This window comes from Haloferula helveola (assembly GCF_037076345.1).
Classification (GTDB): Bacteria; Verrucomicrobiota; Verrucomicrobiia; order Verrucomicrobiales; family Akkermansiaceae; genus Haloferula; species Haloferula helveola.
In genome coordinates, this window is sequence record NZ_AP024702.1 from 2,738,539 (window position 1) to 2,756,819 (window position 18,281).

Sequence of the window (18,281 nt, forward strand, 5' to 3'; positions counted from 1 at the left end):
CTCGGGTGGAGTCGGAGCTTGCTTGGGGCGAGGCGGCTGGTGAGGGTGGGAGTGGATGAAATGGCGGATCTTTTTGGCGGGGTTTGTGGTGGCGATGGGGCTGGTGTTCTATCTGGCGGACGGACGGATCCTGGTGACGTTTTTCCTCGATCTGGTTGTGGGGACGATGTCGGAAGACCGGACGGCGGCGGTGCCGCCTGGGGAGTTCAGTTGGGGAACGAAGCAGTGGGGTTCGATGAATGCGGAGCTGGCGCGGACGGGGATCGCTTTCGCGGCGATGGTGACGGGGCATTTCCTGCTGCTCGGGTTCCTCGGGCCGCGGGTGAAGGGGCGGCTGAAGTTCGCGCTGCTGCTGGCCTTTGCCTTCCTGCTGGCGTCCGGGGTGCTGCTGGTGCGGGCGTCGATCGACATCCGCGCGACGTTTCAGATGCTGTCGATGTCGGGCGCGGCGGATCCCCAGATGCTGGGTGAAAGCATGCCGGTCGGAGGCGGCGATGCTTCGCGCTGGCTGCTGGCGCTGGGTCTCGGGACGGTGGCGTTTTTGTCGGCCATGACGGCGCTGCGGTCGAATCACATCGGGTCGGCGGGTCCGACGGTCGGCTCGGCGCTGATGCGGGTGAGCGCGGGCGCGCTGCTGCTGGCCGGCTTGATCATGCTGGTGGTGTGCTTCGGGCCGCTGACCTCGGTACTGAACTCGAGTGGCAGGCTCGATCCGTCGATGCTGGCGGGAAAGATCACCAGCTCGCTCATGGCGTTGACCTTCGTCGGGGCGATGACTGCGCTGTCGGGAGCGATCGGGGCGGTGGCGGCGATGCTGCCGGAGCCACAGGAACCGCCGACAATCGGCTGATCGGCCTTGGGTGAAGATACGCTGCGTTATCGGCGGAGCGCTTCGGGTGGTTGATTGGTCATCCGGCGGTAGCGGTCGGCGAGGCCGGACGGGTAGCGCTGGATCACGAGCTGGGTGATCAAGGCGGACTCGGGAGACGGCACGATTTGTCCATCGCGGACGAGCACTTCGCGGCCGGAGCCGCCCGAGTGATGGCGCTGCAGTTCTTCCGCCAGCGATCCCGGTGCGAGACGGTAGCGTTGCTCGGCATCGCGGATCTTGGACGGGCTGCTGAGATCGATGGCGATATTCGGTGGCGCGACTTCCCGACGTGCCTCCGGGTTGGCGGTGCCGAAGATCTTCGCGATCTGGTTGCGGCGTGAGGCGAGCTTGAAGAAGAGCGTCTCGCGAACGAAGTCGGGCCAGGTCGAGGCGTCGATGGCTTGCCGCAGTTCGCGGTCGGTGAGGGCGGTGATCCGGTCGGCCATCCACTTCGCGTCCGACCAGGTCGTGTGGTCGTAGGCGGTGGGTTTGTAGACGAACGGCTGGCGTCCCTTGATCACTCGGCCGGTGTCGCGCAGGAAATCCTCGCCGGTTTTCATCCGGTTGATCTCGCCGGCTGAGCCGAGGTCGCCGAGCGTGACGCCGAGGTCGTGGTGGCCGTCGAAGTAGCTCGTGATCCGCATCTTCGAGCCACGGCCCCCGGACGGCTGCTTGATGAAGTAGGTCTTGTTGTTGTCGTTCTTGGTATCGCGTGCCGCCAGCCAGAGGCTGAAAAGATAGAGTCCGCGCGCGACGCGGTCCTCGTTCGCCGCGAGGTCCGTCATCGAGGTTCCGCTGAGGGTGCGGATGTAGCCCTTCGGCCGGAGTTCGACCGAGTATTCCCGGAAGCTGACCCAGTGGCGGCCGATCAGATTCGACCTGCGGTAATCGGACTTTCCTCCGTTCGGGAGGTGTCGGAGGAGCCGATCGACATTGCTCTCGGTGATGACGCCATGGCTGTGGATGTAGGGGCCGATGTCGAATCCGTAGAAGTCGTCAAGCGACTCGGCCAACTGCTCGACCGTGCCGGCTTCCCGCTCGGTCTTTGCCTTGTCGCCTTCGGCGGAATACTCGTCCGGCTCGGCGAGGATCAGGATCATCTCGTCGGGGCCTCCGCCGCCGACATAAACGAGGTCGGTCATCTTCGCTCCCGCGAGCAGGTAGAGCCGGCCGGAAACCGGTTCGGTCTGGCACTCGTCGCCCCACTTGATTTTCCACTCCACGCCATAGGCATCTTCCACTTCGGCCTTGGCGGAGGTGGCGGACTTGTAGACCTCGTCGAGGAACAGGACGCGTCGCGAGCTGTCGACATCCCACCGACGTCCCGCCGGCAGGTCGCCGTCCTCGCGAAGGGCGGCCGTCACACCGCGCTCCATCTCGCCCTCGAAATGTACGAGAGTCGACGTAGGTCGGGAGCGGGCGCGGTGCCATGCTGGGTGACGCGGGCTGATGTCGGTGTGCGCGACCTCGAGCGGCGTCATTCCCGCGAGGTGGTCGGGCGTGAGGTAGACGCCCCGACGCGAGTCGTAGAGGAAGGACGCTTCCTTGCCGGCGAGTTCAGGCCCGAGCGGTTCGTCGCGGGAGTAGCGCGGAATCGATGCGATGCGGTGCCCGAACACGAAGGTTGGAACGAGTCCGGCGATCAATTGCGGCACGCGGTGCGCCTTGGAGCTTCCGGCCTCCTCGTTTTCCATCAGGTTCAGCACACGCTCGGCCTGCAGGTTCACCGAGAGCAGTTCGGCGTCGGACGGATGGTGGCGTGAGGTGTCAGCGATCCAGCGGTCGAGGAAGTTGAGGATCTCGAGCGAGTCCTCGAGGTCGTCGAGTTCGTCCTCGTCATCGGTCACCGCGATCTTCTCGCGGTGGGTGGCGATCTTCGTCCGCACGCGCTGGTGGGTGAGTTCGAGCGTTTCGGCCCTTCGCCCAAGCTCGAACGCGCGGGCGTCGTCGCGGTGATAGGCGCGGGAAAAGTCACTGGTCGCGGTCGGCGGAAGAGGGCCGTTTCCCTGGCAACTGGCCAGCAGCCAGACCATGCCGCCAAGCGCCGGCCAGGTCGGGAAGAATGGTGATCGCGTCGCGCGGGTCGGTGTCGTGCGGGTGTGCATTCAGTCCTCCTTCCCGTTCTTCTTCGACTTGCCGCTCTTCTTTTCGTCGGTGTCCTCCTCGATGTCGCTGTAGACCACCGTGAGGCGGACCTCCTTGTTGCAGACCCGGTCGATCTCGACCTCGTTGACGATGATGTTGAACTCCTTCGAGATCGCCTCGCGCAGGTACTGGCGGTCCAGCATCTTCTCGGTATCGGAGATGCGGTAGCGGATCTCGGTGGTCTGGTAGGCGGCGCGCCAGAAGTAAGGGTGATCGGCAAGGAAGGCCGTGAGCAGCACCGTGGCCGAGGCGAAGACCTCGACCTGTGCCGAGAGCTGCGAGTTGATGAAGGTCAGGGAGACGGCTCCGAGGAGGTAGGCGACCTCGGCCTTGCCGAAGTTCTCGCTCCTCAACCGGACCAGCGCGAGCAGCGCGAAGATCGTGAAGCCGAAGCCCATCGTCAGCACCGAGCTGAGGAGGAAGATCGGGAAGAGGAACAGGTTGAACGCCAGCAGCAGGAACATCATCTTATGGTTGTGATGCCTGCGGTAGTAGATGAGGTAGGCGTAGATCAGGATGGTGAGAAGATTGGTGATCGACTCGAGGGCGAGCTCGCCAAGAGTGATGCCGTCGGCGAGCGTCTGACCGTTCTCGATCTTCGGAAGCGGTGAGCTGATCCCCGGAATGAAACTCCCGAGCGGTTCTCCGTCCTGCGAATACTGGACGTCCTGGTTCGGTCCCTTTTCCTGGAACTCGACGTCGTAGAAGCGGCCCTTCTCGGCACTGTCGACTTCCTCGATTTCGGCGATTTCGCGGTCGCCGTGTTCGGCACGGATGGCGGTTTTCACCGGATCCGGGAGATCCTCGAAGTCGAGGTTGCGCTCGGTCTCGATCCAGTTGCCGTCGGTGTCGAAGTCGGCGCGGTAGGACTCGCCGTCGTTTTCGAACTGGGCTTCCCAGTAGCCGTTGGAGTCGACTTCCCAATCGACCGACTCGATCGGTCCGTAGCGGGACAGGAATGCTTCGCGGATTTCCTCCGGTGCCGCATGCAGGGACGGCGCGAGCGAAACGAGGGCGAGCACGACCGGCAGGAGCCAGCTGTGGATTGTGGATCGGATGGTAGGCATCGGTTGAAAGGGGGAACCGGTCAGCGGCGGACCTTCGAGTCGCTGGTCGAGTCGAAGACGGCACGGTCGGAATCGAACGCCTGATAGAGGCGGCGGCCGTTCGGCTGGAGCGTCACGCGGATCACGTGGTGGATCGACTTCCACGCCGCGAGGTAGTTGCGCGCGCCCTCACGATCGAGCATGCGGGATGTGATCGGGCGGAGTTTCGCGCCCCAAGCCCCGTCGCCGAGATAGAGGATGCCGCGTTGATCGTTCCGGACGCCCTGGATCAGCGGGTGGCTGCGTTTGTAGCAATGGTGATCGTTCTCGAATACGCAATCGACCTGGTACTCCTCGAACAACGGACACCACTCGTCCTGGACGTCGTCGTTGTTCTTCTTGATCCCCACGCCCCATGCCGGTTCGTGGTAGGTGACGAAGAGATGGCGGGCGCCGGCACGGTCCTCGAGTTGGTCCTCAAGCCAGCCGGTCTGGCTCGATTCGTGTTGCGAGTGGCCGGAATCGAGAACCACGAAGCTCATGTAGTTCGAGAAATCGACGCGGAAGTTCGACTCGTTGTCAGGCAGGTCGAAGAAGCTGAAATAGAATGGGGCGAGCGACTTCTTGGGTCGCAGTGTCGCGAGACCTTTGAGGATTTCGCGCTTCTTGAGGCCGGAGAAACTCTTCGTCTCGTGGTTGCCGATCGCGGCGACGATCGGGATCGACCTGCCGTCCGGAGCGACCATCAGTTCGGTCCAATTGTCGATCCAGCTGTACCACAGCGAGTCGGCCCGGCCGTTGGCGTAGGCGAGGTCGCCGCCGACCACGACGAACAGCGGGTCGTCTTTGGCCACCGCGCGGCAGATCGGAATCGCCTCGGCCGTGCCCATATCGCCACCGACGACGAACTTCATGTTCCGGCTCAGTTGGGCGGGAGCGGTGGTGAACCAGCCGGTCTTCACGCTGCGGCTGCCGGCGGAGAGGTTGTAGTCGTAGGCGGTTCCGGGCCGGAGTCCTTCAGCGACCGCGCGGAAGACCGGATTGCCGGTGGAGCCGAACTCGTCCTGCTCATGCTCGATGGGACGGAAGGCCAAACCGCTGCCGCGGCGGCGGATGGAGAGCGTCCATTCCGATTCGTCCTCGTTAGGGAGTTCGGGCAGGGCGGACTCCTTCGGCATCGAGAGGTACCAGCGTAGCGGCGGGTCGCCCGACGCGAGGTAGTGCCACTCGGAACCCAGTCCGACGATCTCGCGGCCGTTGAGAAGCAGCCTCGGCTGGAAAGTCAGGTCGCTGCTCGACTTGCGGACGTTGTGTCCTTCGATGGCGATCAGGTTCTTTCCGGACCTGAGAACCTTCCGCGGATTGGCGATGACGAAGACCTCTTCCGTGTCGCCTTCGTGGTCGTCGGTCACGTCAGCCCCTGCGTGTCGCCCACGGATGTTGGCCGAGCGGGCGACTTCGCGGCCGTTGATGTAGGCGATGAAGGCATCGTCGTAGCGGATTCCCAACTTGAGGGCCGCATCGGACGGGATCCCGCTCACGTTGAATGTCTTGGCGAGGTAGAGGCGGGTCGAGTGGTCCTCCATTTCGGCGAGCACCGTCACATCGTCGTCATCGCCGTAGCCGAAGCCCGCATTGCCCGTCCGCCAGACCGGCAGCGGTTCGCCGTCGGGGGCGATCTGCTCCACCCAGCTGAAGGACGCGGTGGTGCACGGATCCCGATGCCACTGGATCACCGGGCCGTGGAACTTGAGCGTCCGCGCGTCGGTCGTGCCGGCCATCAGCAAGGTCAGGGAAATGAGAGCGAACGCGATCCCGGCGACTCGGCGGGCTCGGGACTGTCCGAGACAGTATCGATGGAGGAATAGCGGTAGGATCGGGGCGATCATCGGGACGTTTCCAATTAGCAAGACCGGTGCCCCGAGCTCCGGGCGGCATCTGCCTCCGGTGCGAATCCTTGAAGGTGAGTCATTTGTGAAGCCGGCCACGGCGGTGGCGGGAGAGGGCCCGACTCGGGAAACCATGCAAGCTGCCTCCCCGAGAGTCCGGGGTATGCAGAATGCACGGAACGAGCTCCGCCGGACTTCCCGGGTGGCGGCCGCCTTGCGGGACGGAATGGCGTTTCCGTCATGCCTGACGGGATTGACAGGACGGCACGCGATCCGCTGTATCCGGGGCCGTATGACCAAGCTTCTGATTCCCGCTCTTGCTGTTGGCATGCTCGCCCTGGTGCCCGTCCGCGCGGACGACACCCCGCTGGCCGAGCAAATGGAGATCCTCAACGATTCGTACAAGGCGTTCCGCCGGACCGATGACGCGGCCGAAGGTGCCAAGCTGGCCCGCGAGGCGCAGGCGGCAGTGGTGAAGGCCTTCGCGATGACGCCCGAGTTCGTCGAGAAGGGTGGCCACCCGGGTGGCAAGGAGGTCGCGATGGCGGCCTACCGCAAGCAGACGGCGCAACTCCTCGTGACCCTTTGCGAAATCGAGGAAGCCTTCGTCGCCAAGGACATGGACAAGGTGCAGGAGCTGATCGGCCCGCTGCGCGACGCCAAGAAGACGGGCCACGACGAGTTCATGGAAGAGGATTGATCGTCTGAACTCGCGATTCGATTTTGGGAAGCCCGGGCCGTGTGAGCGGTCCGGGCTTTTTGTTTAGTTACTAGTTACTAGTGACCAGTGAGAAGTGAAGTGTGTGGAGCAGGCCACTGGGGTTTGTAGTTCCCCCTTCAGGGGGCTGCGGAGCCTGAGCTGCGGAGATTCGGGCACTTTTTACTAGTCACTAATCACTAGTCACTTCCTCCCGCCTAAAGGCGGAACTACGAACATCCGTGAAGCGCGGTTTGGGTCGGGCGGGGATTAGAAAAGATCGAGCTGTTGCTTTTCCTCGGGGTCGCGGAAGCGGACGCCGACGCCGAGGAGCCGGACCGGTTTATTGGCGCCGCGGGTCCAGGCTTCGGTGAGGAGCTCGTCGAAGATGGCGGGGTCGAGGTGCGGGCTGGCACGCTCGGCGGTGGTGCGGGTGAAGTCGGCGAACTTGAGCTTCACGACCAGCGAGCGGATGGCGCGGTCGGAATGCTTGCGGGCGAGATCCTCGCGCACGCCCTCGAGCTGGGCGAGCATCACCGGCTTCAGCGCGGCGAGGGTCTCGATGTTCTCGGAAAAGGTGTTTTCGCTGGAGAGCGACTTGCGGATGCGCTCGGTGCGGACCGGGCGGTCGTCGATGCCGCGACATAGCTGGTGGAGTTCGAGTCCCCACGAGCCGAAGCGTTTGGCCATCTGGATCTTGTCGAACTGCCGCAGCTCGCCGCAGGTGTGGATGCCGAGCTGGGCGAGCCGCGCCTTCATTTTCGGGCCGATCCCCCACAGGCGGCCGACGGGCAACTCGCGCAGGAAGTCGTCGATGTCCTCCTCGCGCACCTCCTTCTGGCCGTCGGGCTTGTTCCAATCGCTGGCGATCTTGGCGAGCAGCTTGTTCGGCGCGATTCCGGCCGAGGCGGTGAGGCCGGTTTCCTCCCGGATCTGGGCGCGGATCTCGCGGGCGACCGCGGCGCCGGAGGATTGGAGGTGGGAGACGTCGAGGTAGGCTTCATCGAGTGAGAGCGGCTCGATCATTTCCGTGAAGCGGCCGAAGATCGCGCGGATGCGGGCCGACTCGGCGCGGTAGAGGTCGAAGCGGACCGGCACGATGACCAGGTGCGGGCAGGCTTCGAGGGCCTTGAAGACGGGCATGGCCGAGCGGCAGCCGAACTTGCGCGCCTCGTAGTTGGCGGTTGTCAGGACCCCGCGCCGCGAGCGTCCGCCGACCCCGACCGGCTTGCCGCGGAGGTCGGGATTCTCGCGCTCCTCGATGGCCGCGTAAAAGCAGTCCATGTCGATGTGGAGGATCTTGCGCATGAAAAGGTAGGGACAAGCGCCCTCGCTTGTCCGCGGTGGGAAGAGTGGGGCGGACTGGTATGGCGGGTTCGACGGTCGGCCGGGGCGTCCGACCCTACCTAGTCGAACTCGGTCGGCAGGCTGGGGTCGGCGTGGTGGCGGAAGGCGAGGTGGACGTAGTCGGGCGAGGCACGGTGCGGGCACATCTCGGGGAGGTCGTCGGGGGCGAACCAGCCGAGCTCGAGGATCTCATGGTCGGTCTGCGGTTCGCCGCCGAGCAGCCGGCAGGCGAAGATCATCTTGTAGGCGTACTCCGGCTCGGGCGGGTGGTCGTGGCGGGTCTTGTCCCAGACGGCGATCAGCTTGGTCGCCTCGACCTCGTAGCCGCTCTCCTCCTTGACCTCGCGGACGGCGTTCTCGGCCGGGGTGTGGCCGGCGTCGGTCCAGCCGCCGGGGAGCGTCCAGAGGCCGTTGGTCGCCTCGCGGACGAGCAGGATGCGGCCGTCGTCGATCACCGCCGCTCGGGCGTCGAGCTTGGGGGTCGGGTAGCCGAGCTCCACCGGCCAGCGGAAGTCGGGCAAGTGACTGACCATCAACTCGCTGGCGATCTGGTGGAGGCGCTTGTAGCGCTCGCGATCGAAGTCGTTGTCGCCGTAGCGGAGCCCGGTTTCGGCGATCCCCTTGATCTCCCGGCTGAGGGCGAGCAGGTCGGTTGGCGCGCTTTCCATGCGGCGACTGTGGCCCCGCAAGTGGACCGGGGAAAGCGCGGGAATTTCCGGTTCCAATTCCGTCGGGATGCCCTAGGTAAAGGCTCATGCATCCATTTCTCGCGGAAGATTTTGAGGTTAAGTGGTCGACATTGACGGCCGAGACGATCGAGGCGGACATCCAGCACGCGCTCGACGTCGCCAAGGAAGGGATCCGCAAGATTTGCGAGCAGGAGCCGGCTCAGGCGACCTACGAATCGACCTTCGGGGCGCTGGAAGAAGCGACCGAACTGCTCGACCGCGGCTGGGGCCGGCTGCAGCACCTCGACTCGGTCTGCGACTACCCGGAGCAGCGTGAGGCGCTGAACAAGATGCTCCCGGCGGTGTCGGATTTCCATTCCTCGATCCCGCTCAATGCCGAGCTGTGGTCGATCCTCCATGCCTTTGGTGACTCGGCCGCGACCGACGAGCTCGACGACATCCGCAAGCGTTTCGTCGAGGAGACGATGCTCGATTTCATCCAGAGCGGCGCCAACCTGCCGCCGTCGGAGAAGGACGAGCTGGCCGGTCTGCAGGCGGACCTATCGAAGCTGACCAAGCGCTACTCCGAGAACGTGCTCGATTCGACCAACGCGTGGGATCTGGTGATCGAGGACGAGTCGCGTCTCGCCGGCCTGCCGGAGTCGGCCAAGGCGGGGGCGCTGGCGAATGCCAAGGCCAAGGGCGTGGCGACCGACGACAAGCCGGCGTGGCGTTTCACGCTGCAGTTTCCGTCGATGTTCCCGGTGATGCAGCATCTCGACGACGACTCGATCCGCCGCCAGGTTTGGGAAGGATCGAGCGCGGTCGGTGCGACCGGCGACTACGACAACACCGAGCTGATCTGGAAGATCCTCGACCTGCGCCAGAAGAAGGCCGAACTGCTCGGCCACGCGAATTTCGCCGACCTGACGCTGCAGCGTCGGATGGCCGGGGCGGGTGAGAAGGCTCTCGGCTTTGTCGAGGACCTGCACGACCGGATCGAAGGGCAGTTCCAGAAGGACTACGAGGAGTTGTGCGAGTTCAAGGCGTCGCAGACCGGCGAGCCGGCCGACAAGCTGGAGCCGTGGGAGGTCGCCTACTGGGCCGAGAAGCGCCGCAAGGCGGAGTTCGACCTCGATGACGAGCAGCTGCGCCCGTATTTCCCGGTCGACCGCGTGATGTCCGGCCTGTTCGAGCTGTGCTCGAAGCTCTTCGATGTGCGGATCGAGGAGAAGCCGTCAGTTTACTACGAACGTGGTAGCCGACCGGCCGATGCCGACGGCCGCCCGGAGGTGTGGGACCCGGAAGTGAAGTTCTACGACCTGCTCGATGCGACGAGCGGCGAGCATCTCGGATCGTTCTATGCCGACTGGCATCCGCGAGAGGAGAAGCGCGGCGGCGCGTGGATGAACTGCCTCGAGACCGGTCTTCCGCCGCTTGGCGGTGACGGCCGCAAGCCGCACCTCGGCCTGATCACGGGCAACATGAGCCCTCCGGTCGACGGCAAGGCGGCGTTGCTGACCCACCGCGAGGTCGAGACCATTTTCCATGAGTTCGGCCACCTGTTGCACGGCCTGCTGAGCGACGTGCCGGTGCGTTCCCTGGCGGGCACCAACGTCCCGTGGGATTTCGTCGAGCTGCCGTCGCAGATCATGGAGAACTTCTGTTGGGACCGCGACTCGCTGAATCTCTTCGCCCGCCACCACGAGACCGGCGAGCCGATCCCGGACGAGCTTTTCGACCGGATGATCGCCGCGCGGAACTACATGAGCGCGACGACCTTCATGCGTCAGCTGGCCTTCGGTAAACTCGACCTCGAGCTGCACCTGCACCTCGACCGCTACAAGGGTCGCGATCTTGACGAGGTGGATGCCGAGATCCTCGCACGCTACAAGGTGCCGATGAAAACCGAGACGCCGAGCATGGCGCGTCGGTTCAACCACCTGTTCAGTTCGCCGACCGGTTATGCCGCGGGTTACTACTCTTACAAGTGGGCCGAGGTGCTGGACGCCGACGCGTTCACCAAGTTCCGCGACAACGGCGTGATGTCGGCCGAGGTCGGCCGCGAGTTCCGCGAGTGCGTGCTGTCAAAGGGCAACTCGCGTCCGGTGGACGAGCTGTTCCGCCGCTTCATGGGCCGGGATCCCGAACTCGAGCCGCTGCTCGAGCGTTCGGGCCTGTCCGAGGAGATGGTGGCGTAGGAAAGGTAGGGACAAGCGCCCCCGCTTGTCCGGGGTGGGAAGGAAGAGGCGGGCCGGCTTCATCATACGGCGGTCGGCCGGGGGCGTCCGACCCTGCCTAGGCTGGTTGATCGGCCTCCGAAAGGTAGGGACAAGCGCCCTCGCTTGTCCGGGGTGGGAAGGAAGAGACGGGCCGGACTCATCGTTCAGCGGACGAGCGAGGGCGCTCGTCCCTACCTTTGGCTGGCGTCGGGCGGACGATTGGTCATTCTAACATGAATGGAGGATCCGCGCCCTCAGCGAAAGCAGCTCCCGCATGCGCCGCCCGAGTGGTTGGAGATCGAAGGGCAGGTGTTCTTCCTAACGCTTTGCTGTAAGCCGAGAGGCAAGAACCAGTTGGCGAACGCTGAGGCGTGGCAATCGATTCTCGAAACGTTCCACCACTACGATCGGCTCGGGCATTGGCACACTCATCGGGTTCTGGCGATGCCGGACCATCTGCATTCCATGGTGTCGCTTCCGGCCGAGGCATTTCTGAAGAAGCGGGTGGCGAGCTTCAAGGCGTGGACCGCCAAGCACGCGGGTGTCGTTTGGCAGAGGGATTTCTTCGACCACCGCTTGCGGCGGGATGAATCGTTCGAGGCGAAATCGCTCTATATTGCGATGAATCCGGTGCGCGCGGGTTTGTGCGCGACACCCGGGGAGTGGCCGTACTTCTGGAAAAAGCAGGGGTAGGGACAAGCGCCCCCGCTTGCCCGGGGTGGAAAGGGTGTGGCGGCCAAGATTCGTCGTTCGGCGGACGAGCGAGGGCGCTCGTCCCTACCTCTGCAGGGATACCTTTCGCTTGCGGAGGGGCGTCGGGCTTTCCACGTTTGGGCGTGCGCAGCGGAATCCTGTATCTCGTCTCCGGGCCGTCGGGCTCCGGGAAATCGACGCTTTGCCGGCGGCTCGAGGCCGAGGGCGAAGCGGAGTTCTCGGTGTCGTGCACGACCCGCCCGCCGCGCGAGGGCGAGGTGAACGGCCGCGACTACCACTTCCTCGACCGCGACGAGTTCCGGCAACGTGTCGATGCCGGCGAGTTCCTCGAACACGCGGTCGTCCACGGCAATTTCTACGGTACGCTCCGTAGCGAGGTGGTCGACCGTCTTTCGCAGGGTCGCGACGTGGTGATGGACATCGATGTCCAAGGCGCGGCCCAGGTGCGCTCGATCGAGGACACGGCGATCCAGACGGCGCTGGTCGACCTGTTCGTCATGCCGCCCGACGAGCGTGAGCTTGAAGCCCGGCTCACCGGTCGCGGCACCGACAGCAAGGATGTCATCGCACTGCGCCTGCGCAATGCGATCAAGGAGATGGCGCACTGGCCGGACTATTCGTATCGTCTCATTTCCGCGACCCGCGAGGAGGACTACAGCCGCTTCAAGGCGCTGTTGGTCGCCGAGCGGATGCGGGTATCCCGACTCGGAGAATCATGAACATCGTCCTCGGCATCAGCGGATCGATCGCGGCCTACAAGGCGGCGGATCTCGCCTCGCAACTCGTCAAGGCGGGCCATGAGGTCAACGTGGTGATGACGCGTGCCGCGACCGAGTTCATCACGCCGCTGACGTTGCAGACGCTGACCCGGCGGCCGGTGCTGCTCGGGCTCGAGGATGAGAAGGAATCGTGGAAGCCCGGCCATATCGAGCTTGCCGACAACGCTGACCTGTTCCTCGTCGCCCCCGCTTCCGCCGACGTGCTGGCACGCTTCGCCAACGGTCTCGCCGGTGACTCGCTCGGGTCGGTCTATCTGGCGCTGCCCCGTACGACGCCTGTCGTAATTGCGCCCGCGATGAATGGCAAGATGTGGGATCACCCGGCGACCCGCCGAAATGTCGAGACGCTCAAGTCGGACGGCTGCCGATTCGTCGGACCCGCCGAGGGGGATCTCGCCTGCGGTTACCAGGGCATCGGCCGGATGTCGGAGGTGGACGACATTCTCGCGGCGATCGGCTGAGCGTTGCCCTACTTCGGGATCTCCGTCGCGAGCAGGCAGACGTCGTCGTCGAAGCCTTCCGAGAACGAGAGCACGGTGGCGACCACGCCATCGAGCATCTGTTCGAGCGATTCTTCCCGCCGTTCGCCGACAGCTTCGACCAGCCGCTTGTCGAGGAACGCTTCGCCTTCCTCGTTTTCCGCCTCGAGGATACCGTCCGTGAAGAGGATGAGCCGGTCGACTTCTTTGAGGGAGAGCTTCTGGATGGGGAAATCCGCCTTCGGGATGATTCCCAATCCCGGGCCCCGCTGGTCCCGTTGCGCGGCGAGCTGTTGCACGCCGCCGGGCCCGAGGACGAGCGCGCCCGGGTGACCGGCACAGGCGCAGCGGAGTTCGCCGGCTTCGAGATCGATGACGGCGTAGAAAGCGGTCGCGAACATGGTCGCGTCGGCCCGTTTGAGAATCGAGCTGAGGCCTTGGTTCAAGCCTTTGAGGTAGGCTCCCGGCTGCGTGGCGTCGTGGCGTTGCTTTTCGAGAAGTCCGCGCAGCATCGCGACAATCAGTGCCGAGCGGACGCCGTGGCCCATCACGTCGCAGATCAGGAGTCCGGCGGTGCGTTCGTTGATTCGGACAACCTCGAAGAAGTCCCCGGCCAGGCCGGAGATCGGCAGGTAGCGGGCGCCGAATTTCAGGCGGTTGCCGGTCGCGCCGATGCGCGGGAATTGCGATGACGCGAGCGCCTGCTGGATCTCACGGGCGAGCTGGACTTCCTCCTCGTACGACTGGTTGCGGCGCGCGAGTTCCTCGGCGAACTCGGCGACCTGCTGCTGCGCCTTGACCAGCTCGGTGACGTCGCTCGAAACCCCGAAGCTGCCGCAGATCTGACCCTTGCGGTCGATCCATGGAAACTTGGAGGTAAGCACGTAGGTGTCGCCGGTTTCGTCATCGCGCGTCTCGTGCTCGAGCTTTCCGGTGATCGCCTTGCCGGTCTTCATCACGTACTGCTCGTCGTCGAAAGCCTCCTTCCAGTGCGCGTAAGCGAAGAAGTCACGGTCGTGCTTGCCGACGACTTCCTCGGGCGCGCACTTGCCGTTCCACTCGGCCATCTGCTGGTTGACGAGGACGAAGCGCGAGTCAGTGTCCTTGAAGTAGATCTGCAGCGGCACGTGATCGATCAGCATCTTGAGCCGGTGCCGTTCCTCCTCGATCTGAGCTTCGGCCGCCTTGCGACGGGAAATGTCGATCATCGAGCCCGCGATCCGGGTGGCCGCGCCGGTGCGGTCGCGGACGACCGTTCCGCGGATGCGCAGCCAGCGCCAGTCGTCGCTGCCGGTGTGGATCCGGCAGTCGATGGCGAACAGCTCCGGGCCGCCCGGGTCGAGCGCGTTGCCGAGCGCGGCGACGAATTCCTCGCGGTCGTCGTCGTGGACGGACTCGTGCGGCGAGAGGAAGAAGTTGGGCGCCCGGTTGTCGCCGCATTCGAGGAACTCGAGGATACGTCGCGAGTAGTAGATTTCCCGCTTGTCGGTGTGCCAGTCCCAGATGCCTTCGTTCGATGCCCGCAGTGCCAGCTCGAGTCGACCGGCGTCGCTGGCGGGGTGAGCCGGTGAAGATTCCGAGGGCGGCTTCATGGAGTGCCCAGTCAAGCAGCGGCCTCCGCGGGGCGCAATCGGTTTCCCCGACACACGGGTTCCGGATGCGCTTTGTAACGTCGATTCCGGCCACGAACGGGTTTGCCGCGACGACTTCCCGGTGGCAGAACGGTGGGGTGAAGAAGTGGATTGCCATGACGATCGCGCTGGCGGCCGTCGCCGATGCGGAAAGCCCGCCGAAGCGGATTGTCGGAACGCAGGGGACCGGCGTGGTCGAGCGGGGCTTTTTCGATGACAAGGACGCGTGGAAGCCGGGTGACCCGGCGGCGTGGAAGTGGGAGGAGCGAGAGGGCGAGCGGGTCCTGTGCCTGGTGAAGCAGAGCAAGGTGAAGCCGCCGGTGCGCTCGCCGTTCAATCTGATCTGGTTCGAAAAGAAGAGCTGGGAGGGCTTCGATCTGCAGGTCGAGGTGCGCTTGACCAAGTTCGACAAGGGCAACAACGACCTGTGCGTGGCGTTCGCCGGGAAAGGGCCGCAGGAGTTCTACTACGCGCATCTCGGCGAGAAGGCGGATCAGGTGCATCACCAGATCCATCTTGTGAACCATGCCGACCGCAAACCGATCACTGTCTGGCGGAGCGAGGGCACGCCTTGGAAGGAAGGAACGTGGCACAAGTTGCGGGTCGTGCATCGTCCGGCTACCGGTGAGATCGCCGTCATGTTCGACGGCGAGTCGGTGCTGACGGCCGCCGACAAGACCCTGACCGGCGGGAAGATCGGCCTCGGGTCATTTGACGACACCGGCGAGTTCCGGCGGATCATCATCCGCTGAGTGCGGAAGACGCCACCATTCCTAGTCCCGAAGCGCCAACCTCCCTAGTCCCGAAGGGACGTCGGCAGTTAGCCACGGGGTTCACCCCGTGGAACGAGGTCGGCAAGATGATTGAGCCCCGGCAGGGGCGTAGGCGAACTCCCGGGATCTTCTCACGCTCCGCCGACGCGCCTTCGGCGCTTGGATATTTCGCTCCCGGGACCACGGGGTGAACCCCGTGGCTAAACGCCTTCGCCCCTTCGGGGCTGAAGATCGCGCTTTTCAGTCCCCCTGCTTCTTCAGCCACTTGCGGGTCAGCGGGCCAAAGTAGGCCTTCTCCGAAATGTCGGTGAGCAGCATGCCGCCGGGGCCGAAGAACTTCCACTCGTGGCAGCCGTAGCAGAGCTGCAGCACGCGGCGGGAGCCGTCGGTCCAGACGACCGCGTAGTCCGGATGGAATCCGGCGCACTTCTCCTTCGGCCCCCATGCCTGGTGAGACTTCGGCTGGCAGTAGAGTTTGAGGACCTCGTCGATGCTTTCGCGCGGCACGTCGACCGGCTCCTTGAAGAACTTGAAGCCCTCGATTTCCACCCAGCCGCCCTTCTCGACCTGCCTGTTGTAGGTTGATGTCTGGGCCTGCGGGTGGGCGAGACCGCGGTAGACCACGGCATTCGAGGTGTTTCCGAAGTCGATGCACGCCTGGGTGCGGGCGCGCTCCTCGATCGGTCGCAGGTCGATGCCGCCGGACCAGCAGGTCGGACCGGCGCAGGAGGCGAGCAAGGCGATCGGGAGGAGAAGCAGCAGGGATTTCATGGATACGACTCAATCGCGAACCGGCGCGCGGCGCAAAGCTTTTGAAGTGGCACTCCCGCAGCAGGCCCGGAAATTCTCATGTTTCTCTCATCCGGAACGTGGTGGAATTTCCGCTGACCGATGCGCTGCCTGCTGGTTGAGGATTACGCCCCCCTGCGTGAGAACGTGGCCGAATGCCTGCGGGAGGACGGCTACGTCGTGGATGCGAGCGCGACGGGCGACGAGGGGCTCTGGTACGCGCGGAACCATCCGTACGACGTGATCCTGCTCGACATCATGCTGCCGGGGGTGGACGGACTGACCATCCTGAGGAAGTTGCGCGAGCTGCAGGACAAAACGCCGGTGCTGGTGATCAGCGCGCGTGACTCGGTCGACCAGCGGGTCGAGGGGCTGGATGCCGGTGCCGACGACTATCTGGTCAAGCCCTTCGCGTTGGCCGAGCTTGCGGCCCGCACCCGTGCGCTGCTGCGCCGCCGCTACGACCACGAGTCGCCATTGCTCCGTGTCGGGGATCTGGAAATCGACACGGTCACGAGGCAGGTGTCCCGTGCCGGTTCGGCGATCCCGTTGACCCCGCGCGAATACGGGTTGCTCGAGTATCTCGCCCACCGCACGGGGCAACCGGTGAGCCGCACGGATATCTGGGAACATGTGTACGAGGACCAGGAGGGAGGTTCCAGCAACACGGTCGATGTCTACATCGGCTACCTGAGGAAGAAGCTGAATGCCGGCGGCCGGGATGAGCTCATCCACACCCGCCGCGGCTTCGGCTACGTGCTTTCGACCGAGCCATGAAGCATCCGTCGATGCGCGTCCGGCTGATGGTCGGCACCGGTCTTGCGGTGAGCGTGGTGCTGCTCGTTTCGCTGGTCATCATTTATCAGTCGGTCTCGCGGATGCTGCGCAAGGAAGTGCGGCTTCAGTTGCTCAACAGCGCGTCACTGCTGATGAAGTCATCGGAGTTGGAGCCGGGTGGGGTGGTTTACGAGTGGCACGAGGCTCTGGAGTCGGACGACACGACGGGGGTGCTCGGGTTGTTCCAGTTCTGGGACCAGAACAGCGGAACGACGGCCGGGTCGCCGGCGCTCGGCGGCGAATCGATCGAACGTTTCCATGGCGAGCTGAACCAGCCGGTGCTCAAACCGATCACCTTGCCGGACGGCCGCCCCGCCATGGCGGTCGGTGTGTTGCATCTTCCCTTCCTCGACGGGGAGGGCCTTGAGGAGATGAAGCGCCTCGGGAAAGTACTACAGCCGCAGGATTTTCCCCAGGTGCTCGTCTGTGCCCGGGAAACCCGATCTCTGGATCAGAAGCTTGGCCGATTCCGCGGTCACCTGATCCGTGCGGGTGCGGCCACTCTGATCGCGATCTGGGTTTCGGTGGGCTGGATCACCCGGCGGACGCTGCGGCCGATCGACGAGCTGGCGGAGCGTCTTGATCGTCGCTCCCGCGAGGACGAAGGTCCGGTGCCGCCGATTCCCGACGGGATGCCGGTGGAACTCACGGCGCTGGCCGGTGCCTTCAACCGCACGCTGGAGAGGGTCGAGGCCGCCCGAGAGCGCGAGCGTCGCTTCGCCCTGCACGCCGCGCATGAGTTGCGCACTCCTATTTCAGGCCTCCAGGCGATCCTTGAGCAGGCGGTTAGTCGGCCGCGTGATGCCGACGAACTTACCAAGCGGATCGAATCCGCCCTCGGTGTCGCATCCGGCATGCGCGGCACGGTCCACACCCTGATGCGGCTCGCCCGGATCCGCGGTGGGCTCGAGCAGGGGGTGAGCGAGCCGTTCGACCCGGCGTTGGCGGTCCGCGAGACGCTGGACGAGGCGAAGGAGCGCTTCGAAGACCGAGGGATCGAACTGGCCAGTTCGATCCCCGATGGGGCGCACGCACTTGATGGTGATCCGGAGCTGTTCCGTCTGGTGGTCGGCACCTTGGTCGACAATATGGTTCGACATGCACCTTCCGGTTCGGAGGCAAGGGTGTCTGCGGACGAGGGAGCGTCCGGGTTCCGAGTCGTGATGACGAACCGTGCCGATGGACTTGCCCCTGAAGAACTGCCGCGCTTGTTCGAACCCTTCCAACGCGGCGAGGCATCGGTCGGTCACGAAGGTTCCGGCCTCGGGCTCAGCCTTGCGCGGGAGGTGGTGCTTGCGATGGGTGGCGCTATTGACCTTCGGCTGCGTGACGAAGACCTCTTCGAGGTGGAGGTGAACTTTTCCCGCTGAATTTCGCGGTTCTCACGATTCTCT

General features: G+C 64.6%; 16 protein-coding genes. 9 read left to right on the forward strand and 7 right to left on the reverse strand.

The genetic code is table 11. The annotated features are described in order from the left end of the window. Positions 1 to 55: 55 nt before the first annotated feature. Positions 56 to 850 (forward strand): hypothetical protein, encoded by a 795-nt coding sequence (locus HAHE_RS10010; RefSeq protein ID WP_338690672.1) that lies wholly within the window; start codon positions 56 to 58, stop codon positions 848 to 850. Between the two features lie 26 nt (positions 851 to 876). Here HAHE_RS10010 and HAHE_RS10015 read toward each other — a convergent pair whose 3' ends face one another. The 3 genes from HAHE_RS10015 to HAHE_RS10025 are packed head-to-tail and all read right to left on the reverse strand — an operon-like array spanning position 877 to position 5,951. Further along, complete coding sequence (locus HAHE_RS10015; RefSeq protein ID WP_338690673.1) at positions 877 to 2,976, reverse strand: hypothetical protein; 2,100 nt, start codon at positions 2,974 to 2,976, stop codon at positions 877 to 879. Continuing rightward, positions 2,977 to 4,083 (reverse strand): DUF4956 domain-containing protein, encoded by a 1,107-nt coding sequence (locus tag HAHE_RS10020; protein ID WP_338690675.1) that lies wholly within the window; start codon positions 4,081 to 4,083, stop codon positions 2,977 to 2,979. 20 nt (positions 4,084 to 4,103) lie between these two features. Continuing rightward, the gene (locus tag HAHE_RS10025) at positions 4,104 to 5,951 is read right to left on the reverse strand and encodes a metallophosphoesterase family protein (protein ID WP_338690677.1); all 1,848 of its coding nucleotides are present in this window, start codon (positions 5,949 to 5,951) and stop codon (positions 4,104 to 4,106) included. Positions 5,952 to 6,243: 292 nt separating this feature from the next. On the opposite strand from HAHE_RS10025, the gene HAHE_RS10030 reads away from it, so the two are divergent. Further along, entirely contained in the window at positions 6,244 to 6,651 is a 408-nt protein-coding gene (locus tag HAHE_RS10030) for a cytochrome b562 (protein WP_338690679.1), read from the forward strand. Positions 6,652 to 6,918: 267 nt separating this feature from the next. Here HAHE_RS10030 and dinB read toward each other — a convergent pair whose 3' ends face one another. Together dinB and HAHE_RS10040 are read right to left on the reverse strand one after the other, a co-directional pair. Further along, a complete protein-coding gene (gene dinB, locus HAHE_RS10035; RefSeq protein WP_338690681.1) occupies positions 6,919 to 7,956 on the reverse strand; it encodes a DNA polymerase IV in 1,038 nt (345 codons plus the stop codon). Positions 7,957 to 8,054: 98 nt separating this feature from the next. Then, a complete protein-coding gene (locus HAHE_RS10040; protein ID WP_338690682.1) occupies positions 8,055 to 8,663 on the reverse strand; it encodes an NUDIX hydrolase in 609 nt (202 codons plus the stop codon). Positions 8,664 to 8,749: 86 nt separating this feature from the next. Between HAHE_RS10040 and HAHE_RS10045 the strand changes: the two genes are divergently transcribed. The 4 genes from HAHE_RS10045 to HAHE_RS10060 all read left to right on the forward strand — a co-directional run bounded on the left by HAHE_RS10045 (position 8,750) and on the right by HAHE_RS10060 (position 12,839). Further along, complete coding sequence (locus tag HAHE_RS10045) at positions 8,750 to 10,864, forward strand: M3 family metallopeptidase (protein WP_338690683.1); 2,115 nt, start codon at positions 8,750 to 8,752, stop codon at positions 10,862 to 10,864. Between the two features lie 258 nt (positions 10,865 to 11,122). Then, positions 11,123 to 11,578, forward strand: coding sequence for an REP-associated tyrosine transposase (locus HAHE_RS10050; protein ID WP_338690684.1), 456 nt, complete (start codon positions 11,123 to 11,125; stop codon positions 11,576 to 11,578). A gap of 143 nt (positions 11,579 to 11,721) precedes the next feature. Next, positions 11,722 to 12,318 (forward strand): guanylate kinase, encoded by a 597-nt coding sequence (gmk, locus tag HAHE_RS10055; RefSeq protein WP_338690685.1) that lies wholly within the window; start codon positions 11,722 to 11,724, stop codon positions 12,316 to 12,318. Continuing rightward, on the forward strand, positions 12,315 to 12,839 hold the full coding sequence (locus HAHE_RS10060; RefSeq protein WP_338690686.1) for a phosphopantothenoylcysteine decarboxylase: 525 nt from the start codon (positions 12,315 to 12,317) through the stop codon (positions 12,837 to 12,839). Before gmk ends, HAHE_RS10060 begins: the two co-directional genes overlap by 4 nt. Positions 12,840 to 12,847: 8 nt before the next feature. Here the strand turns inward: HAHE_RS10060 and HAHE_RS10065 are convergent, their stop codons facing one another. Then, complete coding sequence (locus tag HAHE_RS10065) at positions 12,848 to 14,449, reverse strand: SpoIIE family protein phosphatase (RefSeq protein ID WP_338690687.1); 1,602 nt, start codon at positions 14,447 to 14,449, stop codon at positions 12,848 to 12,850. Positions 14,450 to 14,586: 137 nt separating this feature from the next. On the opposite strand from HAHE_RS10065, the gene HAHE_RS10070 reads away from it, so the two are divergent. After that, positions 14,587 to 15,240 carry a family 16 glycoside hydrolase gene (locus tag HAHE_RS10070; protein ID WP_338690688.1) on the forward strand — a complete coding sequence of 218 codons (654 nt, stop codon included), beginning with the start codon at positions 14,587 to 14,589 and terminating at the stop codon, positions 15,238 to 15,240. A 261-nt stretch (positions 15,241 to 15,501) separates the two neighbouring features. Here HAHE_RS10070 and HAHE_RS10075 read toward each other — a convergent pair whose 3' ends face one another. Further along, the gene (locus HAHE_RS10075; RefSeq protein ID WP_338690689.1) at positions 15,502 to 16,032 is read right to left on the reverse strand and encodes a hypothetical protein; all 531 of its coding nucleotides are present in this window, start codon (positions 16,030 to 16,032) and stop codon (positions 15,502 to 15,504) included. A 120-nt stretch (positions 16,033 to 16,152) separates the two neighbouring features. Between HAHE_RS10075 and HAHE_RS10080 the strand changes: the two genes are divergently transcribed. Together HAHE_RS10080 and HAHE_RS10085 are read left to right on the forward strand one after the other, a co-directional pair. Further along, the gene (locus HAHE_RS10080; RefSeq protein ID WP_338690690.1) at positions 16,153 to 16,827 is read left to right on the forward strand and encodes a response regulator transcription factor; all 675 of its coding nucleotides are present in this window, start codon (positions 16,153 to 16,155) and stop codon (positions 16,825 to 16,827) included. Then, on the forward strand, positions 16,824 to 18,257 hold the full coding sequence (locus HAHE_RS10085) for a sensor histidine kinase (RefSeq protein WP_338690691.1): 1,434 nt from the start codon (positions 16,824 to 16,826) through the stop codon (positions 18,255 to 18,257). The genes HAHE_RS10080 and HAHE_RS10085 overlap by 4 nt, the downstream gene beginning before the upstream one ends. The last annotated feature ends 24 nt before the right edge of the window (positions 18,258 to 18,281 follow it).